This is a genomic window from Pontivivens insulae, from assembly GCF_900302495.1.
Taxonomy (GTDB): Bacteria; Pseudomonadota; Alphaproteobacteria; order Rhodobacterales; family Rhodobacteraceae; genus Pontivivens; species Pontivivens insulae.
In genome coordinates, this window is sequence record NZ_OMKW01000001.1 from 714,596 (window position 1) to 737,729 (window position 23,134).

The 23,134-nt window shown below is 60.1% G+C and carries 22 protein-coding genes and 1 tRNA gene; 10 read left to right on the forward strand and 13 right to left on the reverse strand.

The features are described from left to right. Positions 1-19 precede the first annotated feature (19 nt). Both POI8812_RS03250 and htpX read right to left on the reverse strand, forming a co-directional pair. Positions 20-1,282 (reverse strand): RsmB/NOP family class I SAM-dependent RNA methyltransferase, encoded by a 1,263-nt coding sequence (locus tag POI8812_RS03250; protein WP_108781076.1) that lies wholly within the window; start codon positions 1,280-1,282, stop codon positions 20-22. Further along, positions 1,279-2,220 (reverse strand): zinc metalloprotease HtpX, encoded by a 942-nt coding sequence (htpX, locus tag POI8812_RS03255; protein ID WP_108781077.1) that lies wholly within the window; start codon positions 2,218-2,220, stop codon positions 1,279-1,281. The genes POI8812_RS03250 and htpX overlap by 4 nt, the downstream gene beginning before the upstream one ends. A 72-nt stretch (positions 2,221-2,292) precedes the next feature. Here htpX and POI8812_RS03260 point away from each other — a divergent pair, with 72 nt between their 5' ends. Together POI8812_RS03260 and POI8812_RS03265 are read left to right on the forward strand one after the other, a co-directional pair. Then, positions 2,293-2,478: a DUF1674 domain-containing protein gene (locus POI8812_RS03260; RefSeq protein WP_108781078.1), complete on the forward strand. Its 186-nt coding sequence runs from the start codon at positions 2,293-2,295 to the stop codon at positions 2,476-2,478. Positions 2,479-2,526: 48 nt separating this feature from the next. Further along, on the forward strand, positions 2,527-3,984 hold the full coding sequence (locus POI8812_RS03265; RefSeq protein ID WP_108781079.1) for an NAD-dependent succinate-semialdehyde dehydrogenase: 1,458 nt from the start codon (positions 2,527-2,529) through the stop codon (positions 3,982-3,984). Positions 3,985-4,042: 58 nt separating this feature from the next. Here POI8812_RS03265 and POI8812_RS03270 read toward each other — a convergent pair whose 3' ends face one another. The 9 genes from POI8812_RS03270 to POI8812_RS03310 form a co-directional block, all read right to left on the reverse strand. After that, positions 4,043-5,212 carry a M35 family metallo-endopeptidase gene (locus POI8812_RS03270; protein WP_108781080.1) on the reverse strand — a complete coding sequence of 390 codons (1,170 nt, stop codon included), beginning with the start codon at positions 5,210-5,212 and terminating at the stop codon, positions 4,043-4,045. Between the two features lie 83 nt (positions 5,213-5,295). After that, positions 5,296-6,132, reverse strand: coding sequence for an SDR family oxidoreductase (locus tag POI8812_RS03275; RefSeq protein WP_108781081.1), 837 nt, complete (start codon positions 6,130-6,132; stop codon positions 5,296-5,298). After that, the gene (gene queG, locus POI8812_RS03280) at positions 6,129-7,193 is read right to left on the reverse strand and encodes a tRNA epoxyqueuosine(34) reductase QueG (protein WP_281258535.1); all 1,065 of its coding nucleotides are present in this window, start codon (positions 7,191-7,193) and stop codon (positions 6,129-6,131) included. Before queG ends, POI8812_RS03275 begins: the two co-directional genes overlap by 4 nt. Continuing rightward, a complete protein-coding gene (fzlA, locus tag POI8812_RS03285; protein WP_108781082.1) occupies positions 7,190-7,855 on the reverse strand; it encodes an FtsZ-binding protein FzlA in 666 nt (221 codons plus the stop codon). The genes queG and fzlA overlap by 4 nt, the downstream gene beginning before the upstream one ends. Before the next feature lie 59 nt (positions 7,856-7,914). Beyond that, positions 7,915-8,637, reverse strand: coding sequence for a monofunctional biosynthetic peptidoglycan transglycosylase (gene mtgA, locus POI8812_RS03290; protein WP_108781083.1), 723 nt, complete (start codon positions 8,635-8,637; stop codon positions 7,915-7,917). Between the two features lie 39 nt (positions 8,638-8,676). Beyond that, positions 8,677-13,197 (reverse strand): glutamate synthase large subunit, encoded by a 4,521-nt coding sequence (gene gltB, locus POI8812_RS03295; protein ID WP_108781084.1) that lies wholly within the window; start codon positions 13,195-13,197, stop codon positions 8,677-8,679. Continuing rightward, on the reverse strand, positions 13,194-13,646 hold the full coding sequence (locus POI8812_RS03300; protein ID WP_108781085.1) for a GFA family protein: 453 nt from the start codon (positions 13,644-13,646) through the stop codon (positions 13,194-13,196). Before POI8812_RS03300 ends, gltB begins: the two co-directional genes overlap by 4 nt. After that, on the reverse strand, positions 13,643-14,068 hold the full coding sequence (locus POI8812_RS03305) for a GFA family protein (protein ID WP_108781086.1): 426 nt from the start codon (positions 14,066-14,068) through the stop codon (positions 13,643-13,645). Before POI8812_RS03305 ends, POI8812_RS03300 begins: the two co-directional genes overlap by 4 nt. A 152-nt stretch (positions 14,069-14,220) precedes the next feature. Next, positions 14,221-15,660: an NAD(P)-dependent oxidoreductase gene (locus POI8812_RS03310; protein ID WP_108781087.1), complete on the reverse strand. Its 1,440-nt coding sequence runs from the start codon at positions 15,658-15,660 to the stop codon at positions 14,221-14,223. 299 nt (positions 15,661-15,959) lie between these two features. Between POI8812_RS03310 and POI8812_RS03315 the strand changes: the two genes are divergently transcribed. After that, positions 15,960-16,760, forward strand: coding sequence for an undecaprenyl-diphosphate phosphatase (locus POI8812_RS03315; RefSeq protein ID WP_108781088.1), 801 nt, complete (start codon positions 15,960-15,962; stop codon positions 16,758-16,760). Positions 16,761-16,764: 4 nt separating this feature from the next. Here POI8812_RS03315 and POI8812_RS03320 read toward each other — a convergent pair whose 3' ends face one another. Further along, positions 16,765-17,760: a complex I NDUFA9 subunit family protein gene (locus POI8812_RS03320; protein ID WP_245895234.1), complete on the reverse strand. Its 996-nt coding sequence runs from the start codon at positions 17,758-17,760 to the stop codon at positions 16,765-16,767. 98 nt (positions 17,761-17,858) lie between these two features. Then, a complete protein-coding gene (locus POI8812_RS03325) occupies positions 17,859-18,461 on the reverse strand; it encodes a LysE/ArgO family amino acid transporter (protein ID WP_108781089.1) in 603 nt (200 codons plus the stop codon). Positions 18,462-18,554: 93 nt separating this feature from the next. Between POI8812_RS03325 and POI8812_RS03330 the strand changes: the two genes are divergently transcribed. The 7 genes from POI8812_RS03330 to lptB all read left to right on the forward strand — a co-directional run bounded on the left by POI8812_RS03330 (position 18,555) and on the right by lptB (position 23,105). Beyond that, the gene (locus POI8812_RS03330; RefSeq protein WP_108781090.1) at positions 18,555-19,463 is read left to right on the forward strand and encodes a LysR family transcriptional regulator ArgP; all 909 of its coding nucleotides are present in this window, start codon (positions 18,555-18,557) and stop codon (positions 19,461-19,463) included. Between the two features lie 41 nt (positions 19,464-19,504). Then, positions 19,505-19,591 (forward strand) — tRNA-Leu (locus POI8812_RS03335). 35 nt (positions 19,592-19,626) lie between these two features. Further along, positions 19,627-20,238: a ribonuclease D gene (locus POI8812_RS03340; protein WP_108781091.1), complete on the forward strand. Its 612-nt coding sequence runs from the start codon at positions 19,627-19,629 to the stop codon at positions 20,236-20,238. Between the two features lie 50 nt (positions 20,239-20,288). Further along, entirely contained in the window at positions 20,289-21,251 is a 963-nt protein-coding gene (locus POI8812_RS03345) for a KpsF/GutQ family sugar-phosphate isomerase (RefSeq protein ID WP_108781092.1), read from the forward strand. Positions 21,252-21,332: 81 nt separating this feature from the next. Continuing rightward, positions 21,333-21,863 carry an LPS export ABC transporter periplasmic protein LptC gene (gene lptC, locus POI8812_RS03350; RefSeq protein WP_162844870.1) on the forward strand — a complete coding sequence of 177 codons (531 nt, stop codon included), beginning with the start codon at positions 21,333-21,335 and terminating at the stop codon, positions 21,861-21,863. 7 nt (positions 21,864-21,870) lie between these two features. Further along, on the forward strand, positions 21,871-22,350 hold the full coding sequence (locus tag POI8812_RS03355) for an LptA/OstA family protein (RefSeq protein ID WP_162844871.1): 480 nt from the start codon (positions 21,871-21,873) through the stop codon (positions 22,348-22,350). Beyond that, positions 22,347-23,105: an LPS export ABC transporter ATP-binding protein gene (lptB, locus tag POI8812_RS03360; protein WP_108781095.1), complete on the forward strand. Its 759-nt coding sequence runs from the start codon at positions 22,347-22,349 to the stop codon at positions 23,103-23,105. Before POI8812_RS03355 ends, lptB begins: the two co-directional genes overlap by 4 nt. Positions 23,106-23,134 lie beyond the last annotated feature (29 nt).

Consider the following 23,134-nt stretch of genomic DNA (forward strand, 5'->3'; position numbering starts at 1 on the left):
CTTGGGATATTGGCCGAGTCTAGCCCCGCTTTTTCAAAAGCGCGATATAGAACCCGTCCATTCCGCCATTTTCGAGCCAGTAATCGGGCCTCAGCCGCAATGCGCCGTCCTTTGCCCAGTGCGCCTCACCGCCCAGCGCCTCGGCATCGATGGCCTCCAGCGTGAAGGCGTCGTTCTCCGCAAGGAACTTCTCCACGGCCACTTCACCCTCCGAGGGCAGCAGGGAACAGGTGCAATAGACCAGCCGCCCGCCGGGTTTGACGAAGTCGGCAGCCCGAGACAGCAATTTCCGCTGCAACGCGACGAGCCCTTTGTTTTCTTCACCGGTCTTGATGAAGGGCAGATCGGGGTGGCGGCGGATGGTGCCTGTCGCGGTGCACGGCGCATCCAGCAAAACCGCGTCGAATGGTTGCTCTGGAGTCCAGTGCAATGCGTCTGCGGTCACAAGCTCTGCGTCGAGGCCCGTGCGCGCCAAATTTTCGCGCACCCGTTTCATGCGCGGGCCAGAGATATCCAGTGACGTGACCTGCGCGCCAGCGGCGGCCAATTGCAGCGTCTTGCCACCCGGTGCGGCGCACAGATCGAGCACGGTCTGACCGGCAACATCGCCTAGGACTTTCGCAGGCAGCGCGGCTGCCGCGTCCTGCACCCAGAACGCACCTTCTTCATATCCAGGCAGCGCTGTCACCTGCGCCGACGCTATGCGGTAGGACCCCGTCGGCGCTTCATCCGCCTCCAGCCCGTCGGGCAGATCACCGCGCAATGTCAGGTCGAGCGGCGCACCGTTCGCGTGGCTTTGCTCAATCGCAGCGACACCGTCTTCACCGTAGGCGCGCACCAGCGGCACACGCAGCCAGTGTGGCAGGGACTGTGGTTCCATCTCAGCCCAGATCTCCGCCCCCTCGCGTGAGATGTTGCGGGCAATCGCATTCACAAGGTTCTTCAGGTGAGCCGTCTTCCGATCCGCCCGCGCCGCATTCACTGCGGCATCAACCGCGGCATGGGGCGGGATGCCATCAATCAGCATCTCGGCGGCTGCGATCCGCAGGATCGTCAGAACCCGCGCGGGCGGCTTTTTGTGCAGGAACTGATCCAGCACGATCGTCAGCGGCTCCAGATTGCGCAGCACCATCGTGGCGAGGCTTTGCGCCCGCGCCTTGGATGGGCCGGGCAGATCGCGCGGCAGATCCTCGACCAACTCACCGATCATGCGCTTGTCGCTCAGGACACCCTGAATGATATCCGCCGCAGCAATTCGCGCGGCCAGTCCCGGCGCGCTCAACGCCGTGCGCCCGTGCGTGGAATCGAGCTGCGCCGCGTGGTCGGCGCGGGAGAGGTCATCGTCCGCGCGGCAGGTTGCGCCTCAACAGCAAAATTTGGGTCATTCGCGAGCTTCATCAGCGCCTCGATCCGGTTTTCGACATTAGGATGGGTCGAAAACAGATTATCGACGCCACGTCCAGTCAGCGGATTGACGATAAACATATGGGCAGAGGCCGGATCACGCTCCGCGCTCTCCATTTCATGACGGGTAGAGCCGCCCGCGATCTTACGCAGCGCGTTGGCCAGACCCATCGGATCACGGGCGATCTCGGCCCCCATTTTGTCGGCGGAATACTCACGCGTCCGGCTGATCAACATCTGGATCATCATCGCGGCCATCGGTGCCAGAAAGATGGCGACAAGCATTCCGATCAGACCCAGCGGACCTGAATTGCGGCCATTGCCGCGAAACAGAAAGGCAAATTGCGTCAGCATCGAAATTGCGCCGCCAACTGTCGCCGCGACCGTCATGATCAACGTGTCGCGGTTCTTGATATGCGCCAGCTCATGCGCCATCACCCCGCGCACCTCTTGCGAATTCAACCGCTGTAACAACCCCGTGGTCGCAGCGACGGCGGCATGGTCCGGCGACCGGCCCGTGGCAAAGGCGTTTGGCTGGCTTTCCTGAATCAGATACACCTTGGGCATCGGCAAGTTCGCATTGCGCGCCAGGTCTTCAACCATCTCATAAAGCTCTGGAACCGACTGCCGCGTGACAGGTTGGGCATTGTGCCTGCGCAGGACGCTTTCCCCGGAATTCCAGAACGCCCAGCCGTTCATCGCGATGGCGATGGCAAAGGCGATGGCCATGCCGCCGGTTCCGCCCAGAAGCCAACCCACGCCCATGAACAGGGCGGTCAGCGAGGCCAGCAACATCATTGTCTTCGCGTAGTTCATGCCGCACTCCCTTGCTTGCACGGGCCAAAGGCGCATATGCCAGATCAGCACATGGATAACGGAGGATATAGGATGACCGTTCCCTCTGATAAACAGAACCGCCTGAAAGAAGCCGCTGCGCGCGCGCTGGCCGAGGCGGAGGAGCGTAAGCGGAACACCCCACCCCTCGACCTGCCGACCGAACTGGGCGGGCGCGACGGGCCAGAGCCCATTCGCTTCGGCGATTGGGAGAAAAAGGGGATAACGTCAGACTTCTGACTGTTCTATAAGACCGAAAACAGACGACATAAAATTGCGGAGCCCACGATGCTGAACCTCAAGAACGAAGCCCTCTTCGCCACCAAATCTTATATTGATGGCGAATGGGTCGGGGCCGACAATGGCGCGACCTTTGATGTCGTGAACCCCGCAAATGGTGAGACTGTGGCCTCCATCGCGGATCTGGGTCGGGCAGAAGTGGCGCGCGCGATCGACGCCGCCGATGCGGCACAGGCAAACTGGGCGGCCAAGCTGGCCTCCGAACGCTCTGCGATCATGATGAAGTGGTACGCCTTGATCATGGAGGCGCAGGAGGATCTCGCCCAGATCATCACCGCCGAAATGGGCAAACCGATCAAGGAAGCGCGCGGCGAAGTTGCCTATGGCGCCTCCTTCATCCAGTGGTTTGCTGAGGAAGGGAAGCGCATCTACGGCGACACCATTCCGCAGCACCAGCCCGACAAGCGCATCGTCGTGATCAAACAGCCCATCGGCGTTGTCGGCTCGATCACGCCGTGGAATTTCCCACTCGCCATGATTACGCGCAAGCTTGCTCCCGGCCTCGCCGCGGGCTGCACCTGCGTCGCCCGTCCGGCGGAACTGACCCCGATGACTGCGCTTGCGCTGGCTGAGTTGGCCGAGAAGGCAGGCTTCCCCAAGGGCGTGTTCAACGTCGTCTCGGGCTCCAACTCCTCGGAGATGGGTAAAGAGCTGTGTGAGAATGACAAGGTCCGCAAGATCACCTTCACCGGCTCCACCCGCGTGGGCCGCATCCTGATGGAGCAGTGCTCGGGCACTATCAAGAAGATGAGCCTTGAGCTGGGCGGCAACGCCCCGTTCCTCGTCTTCGACGATGCTGACCTGGATGCAGCGGTCGAAGGCTGCATCATCTCCAAATTCCGCAATGCCGGTCAAACCTGTGTCTGCGCCAACCGCATCTACGTGCAGGCCGGGGTCTATGACGCGTTCGCGGAAAAGCTCGCAGCCAAGGTCGCCGAATTCAAAGTCGGCAATGGCTTTGATGAGAGCACGGATATCGGCCCGCTGATCTCAAAAGCGGGTAAGGAAAAGGTGCAGGACCACCTCGACGACGCAAAGGCCAAGGGCGCAACCATCATTCAGGGCGGCACTGACAGCGATGTGGGTGAGCTGTTCTTCACCCCAACGGTCGTCACCGGCGTCACCTCCGACATGAAGGTCACTCAGGAAGAAACCTTCGGCCCGGTCGCCCCGCTCTTCAAGTTCGAGACTGAGGAAGAGGGCGTCGCGGCAGCCAATGACACGATCTTCGGCCTGGCCGCCTATTACTATACCCGCGACATCGGCCGCAGCTGGCGCGTGGGTGAGGCGCTGGAATACGGCATCGTCGGCCTGAATACCGGCCTGATCTCAACTGAGGTGGCGCCGTTTGGTGGAGTGAAACAGTCAGGCCTTGGCCGCGAGGGCTCCAAATACGGCATCGAGGAATATTTGGAGATCAAGTATCTGTGCATGGGCGGCATTTGAGGTTCGTGATTGAGAGGCTGGGGGCGCGTTCCCCAGCCCACCTTTATCACGCAAATGATCACTCAAATGGCGGCTCGATCTCGACACGCAGCCCACCTGCCCCACCGCCATCATTCTTGACGTAAAAGCGGATTTCGTTGTGCCCGTACCGCAATCCGGCCGCTTGTGTTGCCGAGAACTCCGTCCATTTGTTCCATGACGTATTGGACTGGCTCAATGGTTTCTCACCCACTTCATCATTATAGAGGACGGCCCGGCCATTGTCGTCGCAGGACCAGCGGCCGTTGATTGCATCGTGGTCAAAATCAAACGTGTCACTGATTTGGATGAAGCTGACAAATAGGTGCTCACCATCATCATCCGGCACATCGACCCAGCGAGAGCGCTGATTTTCCTTGATCCACCCACTGGACGGTGCACGCGCAGTGGAAACACCAGCTGATGCGGATGTTAACGCGCTATGGATTGAGAAGAATTTGTTTGGTCCGAATGCATCGGGTGGCGTCGGTTGGCCAAAATAGCCAAGTCCGGTCTTGAATCCCGTCTCGAAGCGATCTGCCTGCAATTGCGCCCCGGGACCCGCGCGGTAAACCCAACCGCTCGACCAACCTTCAGCAACCGGTGGGCCAACAATGCCGTTTTTCAGTCCTTCAACGAAGTAAAAGCCATAAGACTCGGCACAATTTATAGCCGCTTCAGGATCAGATTTCGCAAGAGCTATTACCTTGTCCATACCGTATGTTTTGTTCTGATCCACGACGCTGGTCGTTACGTTATGCGCCAATTCATGCACCAACGTATCCAGCTTTGAGTTATCGCCCGTCGTAGGCTGCTCTACGAACAGTTTCGACACCCACATTGAGGCATCTTGTGCATTTAAATAAGTATATGCGATCGTATCGTTAGATTTGTGGGGGTCGAGAGCGGCTGTCTCAACAACAATTTTCAGCTTCTTGATATGAAGAATTTCAGCCATTTTTGAAAAAACATTTGCAACAAACCGTGCGCGATCTTCATCAAACGCCCCAAAATACTTTTCATAATGGACGAAATCTTTATCCACGGCAGTATAGCCGTATTGGCTAACGTTTACTGCATCTCGCTCTAGAAATTGCGCGGCACCACGTAGGTTCTTTTTGGCGCTTGCGTGTATTTGCAAAATTTCAGCGCGAAAATTGGGATAGTCAGACTCATGTCCGCTCACCCAACTTATATCAAAATCCGGCATATTATCATTCCTTAGCCCATAAAGTATCAGTGTGCTGAAACGATAAGGCTAATTGGTACTGATATGATACTAATTTCTTAGACTTACCCCTCCCCCTCCAACAACGCCCGCAACCCCACCCGGTAATCCGGGTACTTCAACACCACCCCCAACTCATCCTTGATCCGGTCGTTACGCACCTTCTTGCTCTCCGCATAAAAGCTGCGCGCCATTGGGGTCATTTCCGCCTCCTCGATCGGAATTGCGGGGGGAACCGGTACACCCAGCAACTCAGCCGCATAGGCGATCACGTCTTGGGGTGGAGCGGGATCATCGTCGCAGACATTATAAGCCGTGCCGGGTGCAGGTCGCGCAATGCTTGCCGCGACCACCTGCGCGATATCCTCAACATGAGTGCGGGAGAAGACCTGGCCCTCCTTAATGATCCGGCGGGCGGTGCCTTTGCGCACCTTTGCAAACGGGCCGCGCCCAGGTCCATAAATCCCGGCCAGACGAAAGATGTGCAGCGGCAGTCCCAACGCTGTCCACCCTGCCTCTGCGGTGACCCGCGCCTTGCCACGCTTCGTCGCGGGCAGGAGGGCTGAGCCTTCATCAACCCAATCGCCGCCGCGATCCCCATAGACCCCCGTCGTCGACAGATACCCGACCCATTCCGCCGGGGCCGCGCGCAAAGCCGCCTCGTAAGCCGCCAGAACCGGATCCCCTTCAACCCCTGGCGCGACGGAAGTCAGGATATGTGTCGCCTCCCCGATCAGGGGTGCGAGGTCGGTTCCGGGCCAGACCACCGCCTCGATCCCTTCCGCACGCAGGGCTACCGCTTTTTCCTCGGACCGGGTCGTGCCGATGATGCGGAATCCGTCCAGCAAGGGCACCAATGCGCGGGCAGAAAAGCCATGGCCAATCGACAACAGAACCTTCATTTGCTCTCTTCCTGTGCGTGCGAACCCGTTGCGCCTCCAGCCAGCCGCTCCACGGCCCATCTGGCCGCGTCGGCCACCACCACATCATCATCACGGCACAACGTTGCAGCAACCTTTGACAGGGTCGCATCCTCCGAATTGCCGATTGCATAGAGGACGTTGCGCACAAAGCGCCCTCGACCGATGCGCTTGATGGGTGAGCCTGCAAAGATTTCTCGGAACGTCCCATCGTCGAGTTGCGCCAACTCGGCAAGCTTCGGGGCCTTCAGCTCCACCCGTGCCCAATAGCCAGCATCCCGGGCCTCTTGCGCGAACTTGTTCCAGGGACAGACGGCAAGGCAGTCATCGCACCCATAGATCCGGTTGCCCATCTTCTCCCGCAAGTCGAGCGGAACCGGCCCTTTATGCTCGATCGTCAGATAGGAGATGCAGCGCCGCGCATCGAGTTGAAACGGGGCCGGGAAGGCATTGGTCGGACAGGCGTCCAGACAGGCGGTGCACGATCCACACCGCTCAACCCCCGGCGCATCCGGGTCAAGATTGAGGGTCGTAAAGATTGCACCCAGAAAGAACCAGTTGCCCAACTCGCGGCTCAACAGATTTGTGTGCTTGCCCTGCCAGCCCAATCCCGCCGCCGCCCCCAGCGGCTTTTCCATGACCGGTGCGGTATCCACGAAAACTTTGATCTCACCACCGGCCTGGTCGATCATCCAGCGGCCCAGCCGTTTGAGCCGCTTCTTGACCAGATCATGGTAATCCTTGTTGCGGGCATAGACGCTGATCGCCCCGCGATCGCGCGCATCCAGCAGGGTTAGCGGATCGACATCGGGTGTATAAGGCTCTGCCAGCATGATGACAGATCGCGCGTCCGGCCAAAGTGCCGTCGGATCGCCCCGCCAGTGCGCCCGATCCGCCATCCAATTCATCGTGCCGTGGTAATCCTTGTCGAGGAAGTCCTGTAACCGCCCCATCGCCTGCGGGATCGCATCGGGCGTGCACACGCCCATCGCCGCGAAGCCGAGCGCCTTGGCCTCTGCCTCAACCTCGGCCCGTCCGATCAAAAATCGAGATCCGCGTAATGGGGCGGGGGCCGCATGCCCGGCAACGCGTCCGCCAGAATGCCCCGGAAGGCCGGGCGCGACTTGATACGTGCGTACCAGTCCTTCACATGTTCTGATCGGGTCCAGTCCACATCATCGATATAGTCGAGACAACTTAGATGGGCCGCCGCCGCGAAATCGGCCAACGTCATCTCATCGCCGGCCAGCCACTTTCGCTTGTCCAAAAGCCAGTCGAGATAGTCGAGGTGATATTTGATCGCATTCGTGCCCTCACGAATGCGACTGCCATCAGGATAGCCGGTCTTCTTGATCTTCTTGGTCACCCGTTCATAGAGCAGGTTTTCCGTCACCTCGCGGTGAAACTTGTCATCAAACCAGTGCACCAGCCTGCGCACCTCGGCCCGCGCCTCTGGCGTTCGGGGCATCAGTGCAATGTCGGGATAGACCTCGTCGAGATATTCGCAGATCGCCACACTGTCACTCAGCGTCAAACCGTCAATCTGCAGAACGGGCACCTGGGCTGCGGGATTGAGCAGCAGAAACTCCATCCGCTTTTCCCACGGCTTCTCCTCGATCAGTTCCACCTCGATCTTCTTTTCAGCCAGGACAAGCCGAACCTTGCGAGAGAAGGGGGAGAGGGGAAGATGATGCAGACGCCGCATTCCGAAACACTTTCAAGACAAATCACTGATCTTGTGTATGGAAGCAGACGGGCCGCGCTTCAACCCTCGGTCAGGCAGTCAAGCCGCCCATCGCGAGCAATGATACGCATGCCGCCGTAAATTGCACGGCCGCGCTCTGCGATGAAATTGCTCTGCGGATTGGCAGAGCGTCCCCGCGGATTGGGCAGGATTGCTGCGATATAGGCTGCTTGCTGCGCGCTCAGATCACGTGCCCGCACCCCGAACCAATGCTGTGCGGCCGCCTCGGCCCCGAAGACGCCCGTGCCGGTCTCGGCCACGTTCAGATAGACTTCGATGATCCTCGATTTCGGCCAAGTGAGTTCAATCACTGCGGTAATTGCGGCCTCCAGCCCTTTGCGCAGCCAGCTTGCATCCTGCCACAGATACACGTTCTTTGCGACCTGCTGAGACAGCGTTGACGCCCCGCGCCGCCGCCCATCACCAAGCGCATCCCGGATCGCGTCGATGTCAAAGCCTGCATGATTGCAGAATTCGACATCCTCGGCGGCAATCACCGCTGCGGCCATTTCGCCGGTTTTGTCGAGTGGAAGCCATGTGCGCGCAATCCCGCCCAGCCGCTGCTGCTCTGCCCATTGCGTATGCGTGATTGGTGGGATGGCCCAGCGTCCGGCACCGACCAACAGGAAACCGGCTACGGTGCATAGAAATACGATCCGCACCCACCAGCGGAACAGCCATCGCAAAGGTCTGAATTTCTTCTTGGTCAAAATATCCCCGCCGGAGGCACCTGCCCTCAGCATAGAGCGCCTTCGGCGGGGTATTTCAACCAATCCGAAGCATCACGCCTGAGCTGCGGCTTCGGTATCGCTGAGTGGAGCGGCCAGCCGCTCCAGCATTTCTTTCGGGCAGATCTGCCGGAACTTCGGCAGTTCAAGCGCCCAGTCGCGCAGCAATTGCTCTGCCTTGCGGGATCCGGTTTCGGCAAAATGCTGTTCGATCAAGCCGCGCAGTACACCTTCCCAATGAGCGCTGTCGACATCGACGCTGATGATGCTTTCGCCATTCATGCGCGCGTCGAAATCACCCGCCGCATCATAGACGAAGGCCATTCCGCCGGTCATGCCCGCGCCGAAATTGTCGCCAACCTTGCCAAGGATGACGGCAACACCGCCGGTCATGTATTCACACCCGTTCGATCCACAGCCCTCAATCACCACTTTCGCGCCGGAGTTCCGCACGCAGAAACGCTCACCCGCGCGACCCGCGGCAAAGAGCGTGCCGTCGGTTGCGCCGTAGAGCACCGTGTTGCCGATGATGGTGTTCTCGGATGCATCCAGCGGCGAGCCCAGAACAGGTTTCACCACGATCTGGGCTCCGGACAGGCCCTTGCCGACATAGTCATTGGCGTCACCGGACACTTCCAGTTTCAGACCCGGTGCCGCGAAGGCCCCAAGGGATTGACCAGCAGAGCCTTCCAGCTTGACCGTCAGATGGCCTGTCTGCAGCTCATTACGCATGCCAAATCGGCGCACGATATGGGATGAAACGCGCGTGCCTACTGTGCGATCCGTATTCTGGATCGCATAGCTCAGCTGCATTTTCTCGCCATCCTTGAAGAAGGGCTGCGCGTCCCGCACGATTTTCGCGTCGAGCGTATCGGGCACGGCCTGACGCGGACGGTCCCGGTCATAGATGGCGGTGCGTTCATCATCCACCGCGATCAGCATCGGGTTGAGGTCCAGATCATCGAGATGGGCCGACCCACGGCTGACCTGCGTCAGCATATCCGCGCGTCCGATCACTTCATCCAGCGACCGTGCACCGATGCTGGCCAGCACTTCGCGTACCTCCTGCGCGTAGAAGGTGATCAGGTTGACGACCTTGTCCGCATTGCCGGTGAACTTGTCGCGCAGCGCCTGATCCTGGGTACACACGCCAACCGGGCAGGTGTTGGACTGGCACTGGCGCACCATGATGCAGCCCATCGCGATCAACGCGGCGGTGCCGATGCCGTATTCCTCGGCGCCCATCATGGCGGCGATCACAATGTCACGCCCCGTCCGCAGTCCGCCATCGGTGCGTAGCGTCACACGATCGCGCAGGTTGTTGAGCGACAGCACCTGATGTGCCTCGCTCAAGCCCATTTCCCACGGCAGACCAGCATGTTTGATCGAGGTCTGCGGAGAGGCCCCGGTTCCACCATTATGGCCGGAGATCAGGATCACGTCCGCCTTCGCCTTCGCCACACCGGCGGCAATCGTGCCAACGCCAGTTTGCGCGACCAGCTTCACACAGACCTTCGCATCCGGGTTGATCTGCTTGAGGTCGTAGATCAGCTGCGCCAGATCCTCGATCGAATAGATATCGTGGTGCGGCGGCGGGGAGATCAGCGTGACCCCCGGTGTCGAGTGGCGCAGCTTGGCGATCATCTCGGTCACCTTGAAGCCGGGCAACTGCCCGCCTTCGCCGGGCTTGGCACCCTGTGCGACCTTGATTTCAAGCTCCTGACAGTGGTTCAGGTACTCCGCCGTCACACCGAAGCGGCCCGAGGCGACCTGCTTGATCTTCGCGGACGGATTGTCACCGTTCGGCTCGGGGAAGAAGTGCTTGGGATCTTCACCGCCTTCCCCCGAATCCGACTTCGCGCCGATGCGGTTCATCGCGACGTTCAGCGTTTTGTGCGCTTCCGGGCTGAGCGCGCCCAGCGACATGCCCGGCGTGACAAAGCGCTTACGGATCGAGGTGATGCTTTCCACCTCCTCCACCGGGATGGAGGCACGGTCGGTCTTGAAGCCCAGCAGATCGCGCAGGTGGATCGGCGCACGCGCCGTCATTGCTGCGGAATATTCCTGCCAGATCTTGTAGGAACCACGGTCGCACGCCGCCTGCATCATATGCATTAGCTGTGCTTCCCAGGCGTGGCTTTCACCCGACTTTCGTGACTTGTAGAACCCGCCGACCGGCAGAACGTCCGTGCCGCTGGCATAGGCGCGGGCATGGACCCGGTTGGCGTTCTTCTGGATGCCGTTGATGCCGATGCCTGAAATTCGGCTCGGCATACCGGGGAAGAATTCCGCGCACATCGCGCGGCTCAGCCCGACAGCCTCAAAATTCAGACCACCGCGATAGGACGAAATGACGGAGATACCCATCTTCGACATGATCTTCAGAAGGCCCTGATTGATCGCCTCTGCAAACCGGTCCATCGCCACTGAAAGTGGCCCATCGAGCAGACCCCGCTCAATGCGGTCGGCCACGCTGTCCTGGGCAAGCCAGGCATTCACAGTGGTCGCACCTGATCCGACAAGCACGGCGAAGTAATGCGGGTCAACGCACTCTGCTGCCCGCACATTGATAGAGCAGAACGTGCGCAGGCCCTTGCCGGTCAGCCAGGAATGGACAGCCGAAGTCGCAAGGATCATCGGCATCGCGACCTTGTCCGCATCGACATGCTCATCGGTCAGGATGATGTGGTTCGCTCCGGCGCGCACGGCCTGCTCTGCTTCGCTGCGCACACGGTCGAGATTGGCGCGCAGGGTATCGCCGCTGAAGGTACAGTCGATCTCGACCGCGCCATCGCCGAAATACTCCCGCATCTTGGCAAAGCGCGCATTTGTCAGCACCGGGCTTTCCAGCGTCAGGATCTCGGTCTGTGCGCCCGTCTCGTCCAGCACGTTCTTCAGGTTGCCGAACCGTGTCTTAAGGCTCATGACCCGGTGTTCGCGCAAGCTGTCGATGGGCGGGTTGGTGACCTGAGAGAAGTTCTGCCGGAAGTAATGCGACAGCGGCCGGTACTTTTCGCTCAACACCGCTGCGGGCGTGTCATCGCCCATGGACGCAAGCGCCTCTTTGGCATCTTCCACCATCGGATGCAGCACGGTTTCCAACACTTCGATGTCGTATCCGGCGGCGATCTGACGCTTGCGCAGCGCCTCACCCGTCAGCACGGCACTCTCACCGGTGGTGTCGGTCAGGCTCGCCAGATCGGTGATCCGGCCCACCCACTCAGAGAAGGGCTGAGAGGCGGCAAGCTCGTCCTTAAGCTCTTCATCATGCAGCAGAACGCCCCGCTCCATATCGACGGCCAGCATCTGCCCGGGGCCCAGAGCGCCCTTTTCGACAACGTTCATCTCATCTGTCGGAACCATGCCGACTTCCGAGCCCGCAATCACCAGCCCGTCACCGGTTACGACATAGCGCATCGGGCGCAGACCGTTGCGGTCGAGGCCCGCACAGACCCAGCGACCATCGGTCATGGCAAGTGCTGCCGGGCCGTCCCACGGCTCCATGACGGAATTGGAATAGGCATACATGTCGAGCCATTCCTGCGGCATCTTCGTCGCGGTCTTCGACCACGCCTCGGGCACCAGCATCGTTTTGGCCATCGGCGCATTGCGCCCTGCGCGCACCATCACCTCAAAGACCGAGTCGAGCGCGGCAGAGTCAGATGCACCATTCGCCACGATCGGTTTGATGTCTTCGGCAAGGTCCCCGAAATAGCTCGACGCCATGCGAATCTCGTGGCTCTTGAGCCAGTTCAGGTTGCCCTTCAACGTGTTGATCTCGCCATTATGGGCCAGCATGCGGAAGGGCTGCGCCAGCCACCATTGCGGGAAGGTGTTGGTGGAATATCGCTGGTGATAGATCGCGAACGCGCTCTCGAAGCGCTCATCCATCAGGTCGGGATAGAACACAGCCACCTGCTCGGCCAGCATCATGCCCTTGTAGATGATCGAACGGCAGGACAGCGAACAGATGTAAAGCTGAGGCACCTGCGCGCTCGCCGCGGCCTTTTCGATCCGACGGCGGATGACATAGAGCTCACGCTCGAACTCTTCTTCATCCACACCCTTGGAGTTGGAGATCAGGATCTGCTCAATCTCCGGCCGGGTCGCATTCGCCTTTTCCCCAAGGCACGAGATTTCGACAGGCACGTGGCGCCAGCCATAGATGGTGTACCCCATGCGGAGCACTTCGGTCTCCACGATGGTGCGGCAGGTTTCCTGCGCGCCAAAGTCAGAGCGGGGCAGAAACACCTGCCCAACGGCAATCAGCTCGCCACGATGCTCATGCCCCGTGCGCGCGATCTGGTCCTTGAAGAACTCCACCGGGATCTGCACGTGAATGCCCGCACCATCGCCGGTCTTGCCATCTGCATCGACCGCACCGCGATGCCAGATCGCCTTCAGCGCATTGATGCCGTTCTCCACGACCTGGCGCGACCGCTTACCGTCGACGGAGACGACCAGACCGACACCACAGTTCGCGTGCTCTTCTTCAGGCAGATACATGCCCTTTTCGGCCAGATGCGCGGCCTTTGCTTCATATCCTGCCACCCAGGCTTCATCGAATTTGGTCATGGCGTATTTCCTTCGATATGGGGGTTCTTGGCCTCGTACTCGGCTTGCGTCGCACTGCGGTGGTCACCGCTCAGTTGCGCATAGGCCGGGGCCTTGTCCTTGTAGATTTCGGAGACGAGCGGAAACGCCGCCGCGTCGGGAAACAGTCCGGGGTGCAACTCATAGTCGCCTTCCCCATTGCGCATCCAAAGATGCGAACCGCAGGTCGGGCAGAAAGCCCGGTGTGCGAAATCGGTGGATGCAAAGCTGCGTACGTCGCCCTCGACCGTCACACTCTCTGGTGGCGCCTCGAATGTACCATATGTATGGCCGGACCAGCGCTGGCACATGCCACAATGGCACACGCCGATGGCGGCCAGATGGGTCCCGTCTACGGTGATGCGCACATCACCACATAGGCAGCGGCCCTCCAGCCGCCCGTCTTCGCGATAGGCTTCAATCCAGCTCATGACGATGCGCCCACCATGGCCAGCACATCCGCCTCAGTCATTTGCTTGCGCTCACCGGCAAAGGTGTAGTTGTCGGGCTTGTTGTCGACATAGACTTCCGTGTCGAATGCCAACCCGTCGAGAGAGTCGAGCGTACCTGCGCACACCACCACCATGCCCTGCATCGGACCGGGGGCGGTCAGCCGCCAGAACAGGCTCGACCCGCAATGCGAGCAAAAGCCGCGCTCGGCCCAATCCGAAGACTTAAAGGTCTTCAGCGTTTCGTCTGCATCGAACGTGATCCCACCGGGCATCACATTGACTCCCAACTCGATCCCGCCGGTGAAGCGGCGACATTTCTCACAATGACAGGCACCAAAGCTGGAAGGTGTCTCGGCAAGGGTGTAGCGGACGGATCCGCAAAGGCAGTGACCAGTGCTCATCTGTTAATTTTCCCTTACCTATCAAGCGTCAGCAGGGCTGACTTGTGTGAAAAACGCCGCGCTTTCCCGCGTCTGCTTTTGCGGTGTACGGTTTGTGCACGGGTTGTGTACGCCTTGTGCACACCGGATTTCGGCCGCTTTGATTGCGAATTTTACTCCGCCGCGATGGTCGCGGCGGCCGTGTTGAACCGCTCCAGAATAGCCTCAGCCGCCTCGCGCCCGTCGCGGATCGCCCAGACGACCAGCGACGCGCCGCGCACGATGTCACCGACCGCATAGACGCCGTCCATATTGGTCGCATGGGTGCGGAAATCGGCCTTGATCGTGCCCCAACGGGTCACTTCCAGATCCGGCTCGCCCCACAGCGTCGGCAGATCCTCGGGTTCGAAACCGAGCGCCTTGATCACCATGTCCGCGTCTGTGACGTAGTCGCCACCCTCAATCGGCTCCGGTGCTTGTCGGCCCGTTGCATCCGGTGCGCCAAGGCGCATCTGCTGGACTTGCACACCGCTGACCGAGCCTTCGCCGTGGAAAGCTGTCGGCAGGGAAAGCCACACGAATTCAACGCCTTCCTCGATCGCGTTCTCAACCTCGCGGGCAGAACCGGGCATGTTCGCGCGGTCGCGACGGTAGAGGCATTTGACGCTGTTGGCGCCTTGACGGATGGCCGTGCGCACACAGTCCATTGTTGTGTCGCCACCGCCGATAACAACGACGTCACGCCCTTCGGCATTCAGCTCGCCACTCTCAAACTCCGGCACGCTGTCGCCAAAATTCACCTTGTTGGAAGCGGTCAGATAGTCGATGGCCCGCACGATCCCGTCGAGGCCTGCACCAGGTCCACCCATATCGCGAGACTTGTAAACGCCCGTCGCGATCAGGACGGCATCGTGCTTCTCTCTGATTTCGTTGAAGGAAATGTCTTCGCCAACGTTACAGTTCAGCTCAAATTCAACGCCGCCGTCTTCCAGCTGACGATTGCGCCGCTCGGTGACGTCTTTTTCCAGCTTAAAGCCCGGAATGCCGTAAACCATCAGGCCGCCCGCGCGGTCATAACGGTCATAGACGGTGACCTGCACGCCGGCGCGGCGCAGCATGTCCGCCGCGGCAAGCCCACCGGGCCCGGCGCCGATGATGCCCACGCTCTCTGCACGTTCCGAGGGAGGCTTGATCGCTTTTACCCAGCCGTTTTCCCAAGCCGTATCAGTGATATACTTCTCAACTGAACCAATGGTGACGGTGCCATGACCCGACTGCTCAATGACGCAGTTGCCTTCACACAGGCGGTCTTGGGGGCAGATGCGGCCGCAGATTTCCGGGAACGTGTTTGTGGCCTGGCTGACCTCATACGCCTCCTGCAACCGGCCCTCGGCGGTCAGCTTCAACCAATCGGGGATGTTGTTGTGAAGTGGGCAGTGAGACTGACAGAACGGCACACCGCATTGCGAGCATCGCGACGCCTGCTCTGCGGCCTTCGCCTCGGCAAATTCACGATAGATCTCCCCGAAATCCTCCGTCCGATCCGTCGCCGTACGCTTTTCAGGCATAAGACGCGGAACGTCGGTGAATTTGAGCATCGTTTCCTTTGCCATAACCTTTTCCTCGTATATCTGTACGAATCAGACAGCGCACGGCGGCAGCGATGTGGCGCTTCCGCGACGGGTGCACCGCCAACGCTTTTCATGTTTCCACGCCCGTCTATACGGTTGCCGCGGACTTATAAAGTCATAAGTGCTGACCTAATTTAGCGATGCGGCAGATTTTTTGGCGCTAGGGCTTAAATTTTTGCAAAAAATAGGTCCGATCCGGCCCCATTGCGGGGATTCACGCCGCTGCGCACTGCGGATAGATTGATCATATATCCGAATCGATCCAAGGGGGCGGCATCCCTATGCCATTGCTGGACTTGATTATTTTGGCCCTGATCCAGGGCGTGACAGAGTTCCTTCCCGTTTCCTCTTCCGGACATCTAATCCTGTTGCCCGCGCTGACGGGAAATGCAGATCAGGGCGTGACACTTGATGTCGCAGTCCATGTCGGCACGCTTTTTGCCGTCATTGCCTATTTCCGCGCGGATGTTCTGGTGGCAACTCGGGGCGGAATTTCGCTTCTCAAGGGCGATCTGCGCGCGCCGGGCGCTCATCTGGCATTGGCGTTAGTATTGGCGACGATCCCGGTGATCATTCTTGGCCTGATCCTCGCGATTACGGATCTGAACGACGCCATGCGGTCCATCACCGTGATTGGCTGGACCATGCTGCTGTTTGGCATCCTGCTCTACATCGCGGATCAGCGCGGCCCGGTGGAGCGGACAGCACCGCAATGGACCCTGAAGCACGCATTGATCATGGGGCTTTGGCAGGCGCTGGCGCTGATCCCCGGCACATCGCGCAGCGGTATCACGATCACGGGCGCGCGCTTTCTGGGGTATGAGCGAAAAGAGGCGGCGCGGCTTGCGATGCTCATGTCGATCCCGACGATCATCGCCTCGGCTGTTGTGATCGGCCTCGACATCCCGGCCAGCAATGCGCAGGTCTGGCGCGATGCCGCAATCGCTGCTGCCTTTGCCTGTGTCGCCGCGCTGATCGCTTTACGGCTGATGATGCGGTTTCTGGAGAGCGTGAGCTACACGCCCTATGTAATCTACCGGATCGCGCTGGGCGTCGTTCTGCTGGTGATCGCTTACACCTAGCCAATCAACGCAGGTTCTTGGCGGACTCAATCATCTCTGCAAACTGACCGCTGGGCCGATAGGGCCACATATAGCCATCCAGGATCGAGTCCATATCACGCGGCACGATACCGAACGTGTCAAAGCCGTTTGCCGCCTCACCGACCACGTTGTCACGGTTGAGCAAGCGCACCTGATCGCGGGTGAGCAGCGAGTTGGGGACGAGGCCCAGCGACAGTTTCGACAGGAAGTCGAGCAGCGATCCCTGCATCGCCGCAATTGGCGTCGGAATGTTGATCAGAACACGGCGCGGGCGGCGCGTGACACGCTTGATGCGCTCCATCAACTCACGGAAGGTTTCAATGTCTGGCCCACCCAGCTCGTAGGTTCCGCTGGCAACCTTGCCTTGCGCAGCTGCGAGCGCTGCTTCTGCAACGTCGCCGACATAGACGGGCTGGAAGCGGGTTTCTGCGCCCACAACCGGCAGCGCCGGGAAGCGAGCTGCCATGGTGCCAAACTGGTTGAAGAAGTCATCTTCTGGCCCAAACACGATGGAGGGCCGCAGGATCACAGCCTTGGGGAAGGCTGCAAGGATCGCCTGCTCCCCCTCACCTTTCGAGCGGGCATAGGCGCTGTCGCTGTCGGCGTCCGCGCCGATGGCGGAGATGTGCACCAGGCGTTCCACCCCATGACGGGCGGACATCTGGGCGATACGCGCCGCACCTTCATTCTGGACGGCGTCGAATTTCTGTTTGCCGACGGGGAACAGGATGCCAACGCAGTTCACCACCAGGGATGCGCCCGCAATCGCGGCTTCCGTAGAGGCATCATCGCGAATGTTCGCCTGCACGGTCTGCACCTGACCGACCGTGCCGTAGGTCATCGTGAACAGCGCCTCGTTCGGGCGGCGAACAGCGACGCGAATGCGGTAACCGGCGTGCGCCAGCGCTTCGACCACGTAGCGCCCGACAAAGCCGGAGCCGCCGAACACAGTCGCGATGGGCATATGGGTCATGGTCATGGCTGGTCTCCTGCCGCAGGCGCGCAATCCTTTTTCCACCCCGTCAATAGGCCCGCCACGCGCAGCGGGCAAGGGGGCAGAGCGCCGCGTGGACCAGCTCAATGGCCGGAAATCAGCAAAATCGCGATGGTGGCCATGATCAAGGCGACGATGGCATCCAGAACCCTCCAGGATGCCGGGCGTGCGAAAAGCGGTCTGAGAAGTGACGCACCAAAGCCGAGCATGAAGAAGAACGTGAATGAGGCCGTCACCGCGCCCGCCCCGAATGCAAGCCGAGCGCCCGCATATTGGGTGGAGATCGAGCCGAGCAAGATAACCGTATCAAGGTAGACATGGGGGTTAAGCCACGTCAGCGCGAGGCAGGTCAAAATCGTCGCGCGCAGCCCCGCGCCGGGCCCTTTGGCCGGATCAAGCCCCTCTCCCCCAGTCCAGGCGGAGCGTGCGGCCCGAAATGCATAATATAAAAGGAAGGCCGCGCCGCCCCATCGAAAGGCAGGTTCAACCCACGGTGCCGCCGCCATGATCGCACCAAATCCACTGACCCCCAGAGTGATCAACAGAGCGTCCGAGATGGCACAAGTCAGAACAACAGGCAGCACGAACTCCCCTCGGATACCCTGCCGCAACACGAAGGCGTTCTGCGCGCCGATTGCGAGAATCAGCCCGAAGCTGAGGAAAAAACCTGCGAGTGCCGCATCCATGTCGAGCCTCCTGCTTTCAACAGGCTTCTGGATATGATGAGGCGGTGATAAAGTGAAATTAAAGAAAAGCATACTGCATTAGGATTTCTAATCTTGCTCGACTATCAGGCTCTGCGTGCCCTCGCTGAAATCCTTGACACAGGCAGTTTCGATGCTGCCGCTGCACGGCTGGGCGTTACCCCGTCCGCAATCTCTCAACGGATCCGCCAGTTGGAGGAGAGGGTTGGCGCCACGTTGATCATCAGGGGCAGCCCCTGTCAGGCCACCAGTCAGGGCAGAGCGCTCTATCGTCATGTTCGGGAAGTGGCGGCGTTGGAGCAGGCCTTGGATCAGGAGGTCAGGCCCGACGCTGATCAGGCCGCATTGCTGAGGCTCGCCGTCAACGCTGATTCTTTACCGACATGGTTCATGGAGGGGTTGTCACAGGTCCGCGGACGGCGGTTTGAGATCATTATTGACGATCAGGATCATAGTGCAGAGTTGCTGGCACGTGGTGACGTCATGGCTGCTGTGACGGCCCAGGAAAAACCCCTGCGAGGGTGCGACGCAATCTCTCTGGGTGCGCTGCGATACCGGGCCACTGCATCCCCGGAATTCGCGAAGCAGTGGTTTCCGGATGGGCTGACGCCTGCCGCGTTATCGCTTGCCCCGATGCTAACCTTCAGTCGCAAGGACCGCCTGCAACATCGCTGGGCTGAGGCGCGGGGGGCCATGCGCGAACCGCCTGTCACGATCGTGCCGGACACGAATGCATTCGTGGATGCGGCCCTGGGCGGGCTGGCATGGGGAATGAACCCTGAACCATTGGTGTCCGACCATTTATCGAGCGGCAGACTGATCGACCTTGCGCCGGACGCGCCGCTGGACACGCCCCTCCATTGGCAATGGCCCCGCCGATTGGCGACAGTGATGGCGCCTGTGACCGACGCAATTCGGGCCTCGGCCACCCGGCATCTTCATCAAAAGGTGGACAAAGGCCGTCCCGCGCAAAAGTCCCGTTGACACCCCCGCGCCAGACGTCTAAACGCCGCTCCACGACACCTGCCCAGGTGGCGGAATTGGTAGACGCGCTGGCTTCAGGTGCCAGTGTTCGAAAGGACGTGGAGGTTCGAGTCCTCTCCTGGGCACCACATCTCCCGCCCCCGCGCGACGTGAGGGATATGAGATGACAAATTATCTTCATCAGAACGATTTGCCCGACGACCTGGACCTTGGTCCTGTCGTTGCGATTGATTCCGAAACAATGGGTCTGATCCCGCACCGCGATCGCCTTTGTGTTGTACAGTTGAGCAGCGGTGACGGCAATGCGCATCTGGTTCAAATCGCCAAGGGGCAGACTGAAGCACCCAACCTGACGCGGATGCTCGCCGATCCAGACGTGCTGAAGCTGTTTCACTACGGTCGCTTCGACATTGCGGTGATGGAGCACACGTTCGGTGTGCGCACGGCACCTGTCTACTGCACAAAGATCGCGTCGAAGTTGGTGCGGACCTATACGGACCGCCACGGTCTTAAGAACCTGCTGCATGAGCTGTTGGCCGTCGATATCTCCAAACAGCAACAGTCGAGTGATTGGGGCGCAGCGGAACTCAGCGACGCGCAGATCGCCTATGCGGCTTCTGACGTTCTCTACCTGCATCGTCTGCGCGAAGAGCTTGACCGGCGTTTGGAGCGCGAGGGCCGCCGCGAGATCGCGCAGGCCGCCTTTGACTTTTTGCCTGTGCGCGCGGCGCTTGATCTGGCCGGTTGGCCTGAGCAGGATATCTTCTCCCACTAAGCCGAACTGCGTCGGAACGCGACGCCGTTTCGGAGACTGAAAGGGACGCGATGAGCGAAATCGAAACCCGTCTGACGGCAGGCCGTGACGTATTGCGGACGGAGGGCAATGCGCTGCTGGCCTTTGCCGAAGCGCTCGACGAAAGTTTTGCCGAGGCTGTTGGTGTGCTGAAGGCGACCAAGGGGCGCATTGTGATTTCGGGCATGGGCAAATCCGGCCATGTGGCACGAAAGATGGCGGCGACGTTCGCATCAACCGGGGCACCGGCGCAGTTCGTCCATCCAGGAGAGGCGAGCCACGGTGATCTGGGCATGGTCACCCCGGCGGACAGCCTGATCGTGTTGAGCAATTCGGGTGAGACCCCGGAACTGGCGGATATCATCGCCCATGCGAAGCGGTTTTCGATTCCCTTGATCGGGGTCGCAGGACGCGCGGGATCCACGCTTCTGACCGAGGCGGATGTTGCGATCAAGCTGACACAGGCACCAGAGGCGTGTCCGAACGGCTTGGCGCCGACGACCTCAACCACCATGACGCTTGCGCTGGGTGATGCGCTTGCCGTTGCGCTGATGAAGGAGCGGGAGTTTGGCGCGGGCGATTTCCGGGTCTTTCATCCCGGCGGCAAGCTTGGCGCGCAGCTGATGCGGGTGAATGATCTGATGCATACCGGCGAGGACATGCCGCTGATTGCACCGGAAACCCAGATGAGCGAAGCGCTGTTGGTCATTACGCAAAAGGGGTTCGGTACGGCGGGTGTCGTCAGCCCCGCCGGTCGGTTGATCGGTGTCATCACTGACGGTGACTTGCGGCGCAACATGGACAATCTGCTGTCTCGCACGGCAGGTGACGTGATGACGGCGGACCCTCGCACCATTGATGCGGGCGCCTTGGCGCAGGAGGCGCTCAACATCATGTCGGGACGGATCACGACGCTGTTCGTGACGGAGCCGGAGACCGGCGCACCCACGGGGATCCTACACATCCATGACCTTTTGCGGGCGGGGATCGTGTAAGCGAGGATGCGAGGCTCGAGCCGATATTCAGCTTTTGTACGCTGGTTCAAGATTGTGCTGCCACTGGCGGCCCTCGGACTGATGAGCACTATCTTTCTGATTGATGACGACCAAATTGACCTCGATTTGCCGCCGTTGAGCGAATTGTCAGAAGGTGGGCGCGTCACGCAAAGCGTGCTGAATGCAGATATGAGCGGTCGGACCGATGAGGGTGAGCCGTATCGCCTCGTTGCGGAATCAGTTCAGCAATTGACTGATGGAATGTTGCTGACCATGCCGCGGGCCCGGTTGGATACCGCTGAACAAGGTCGGATCACGGTTGTGTCTCAGGAAGGGAATTATGATGGGGCGACAAACTCGCTCTATCTCACCGAGGTTGTGAAAGTTGATGTAGAAGAAGGTTCGGTCCAATTGCGTTCGGATGACTTGCGCATCGGACTGGATACCGGTGCGCTGTCGATCCTGACGCCGGTCGATGTCGAATTTGCGGGTGGCACGCTGCGTGCGGACACAGCCCGACGGGAGGGAAACCTTCCCCTCGACGATACGATTTGGTTTGAAGGCAATGTTCGGCTATTTGTCGAGGGCACGCCCCCGCATTCGGAGAATTAGAGAAATGATGTCCCGCGCGATCCTGATTTCGGCCCTTGTGGCGTTGGCCTCCCCTGTGGGGGCACAACAGGCCCAGCCTTTCTCGACGTTTCAGCATGATCCCACGCAACCGCTTGAGGTCTTCTCGGACACGCTGGGCGTCAGCCAGGCTGCGAACACGGCCGTATTCCGTGGGTCTGTTGAGGCCGTGCAGGGTGAGTTGACCCTGACCGCTGACGAAATGACCGTCACATATGATGAGGCAACGGGCGATGTTGTCCGTTTGGTTGCTACGGGCGATGTCTTCCTCAAGAGTTTGCTCGAGACTGCCGAAGGCCAGTTTGCCGATTATATGGTGGCTGAAGGGACGCTGAATATGAGCGGCGACGCGATGCTGACCCAAGGCAACAATGCGTTGTCCTCTGACGAAATGCGCATCGACCTGAACACCGGCAGTGGCGAATTCATTGGCCGCGTCCGTACCATCTTCGTGCCGACTTCCCAGTGAGTGCAGCGCCTGAGTTGACGGTGACGGATGGCGATCAGGGGCTGTTCGTTCAGAATGTCGGCAAGTCCTATTCCAAACGTCCGGTTCTGCGGGACGTCTCGCTGACGTTGCATCGGGGTGAGGTCATCGGTCTGCTCGGACCCAATGGCGCGGGTAAGACCACGTGCTTTTACTCCGTCACCGGCTTGGTCACGCCTGATTCTGGTTCGATCACGATTGATGGGACGGATGCGACCTTGCTGCCCATGTATCGTCGTGCGCGGCTGGGCCTCGGCTATCTGCCGCAGGAAGCGTCGATTTTCCGCGGCCTGAATGTCGAAGACAATATTCGCGCCGTTCTGGAACTGGTGGAACCGGTGCGTCGCAAGCGCGAGCAGCAGCTTGATGAGCTGTTGGCGGAGTTTTCCATTACTCATCTGCGCCGCGCGCCTGCGCTGGCGCTTTCAGGTGGGGAGCGTCGGCGGGTTGAGATTGCGCGCTGTCTTGCCGCGCGGCCGTCCTATGTTTTGCTGGATGAGCCCTTTGCGGGCGTTGATCCAATCGCTGTCGGAGAGATTCGCAGCCTCGTCGGACAGCTCAAGGATCGCGGCATCGGCGTGCTGATCACGGATCACAATGTGCGTGAAACGCTGGAGATCATTGACCGGGCCTATATCCTGTATGACGGCACGGTCCTGATGTCGGGTGGGCCGGATGAAGTGGTCGCCGACGAGAATGTGCGCCGCGTCTATCTGGGTGAGAGCTTCCGCCGTTAGTCTGATTGCTGGGGCCGGGGTGGCGCGGT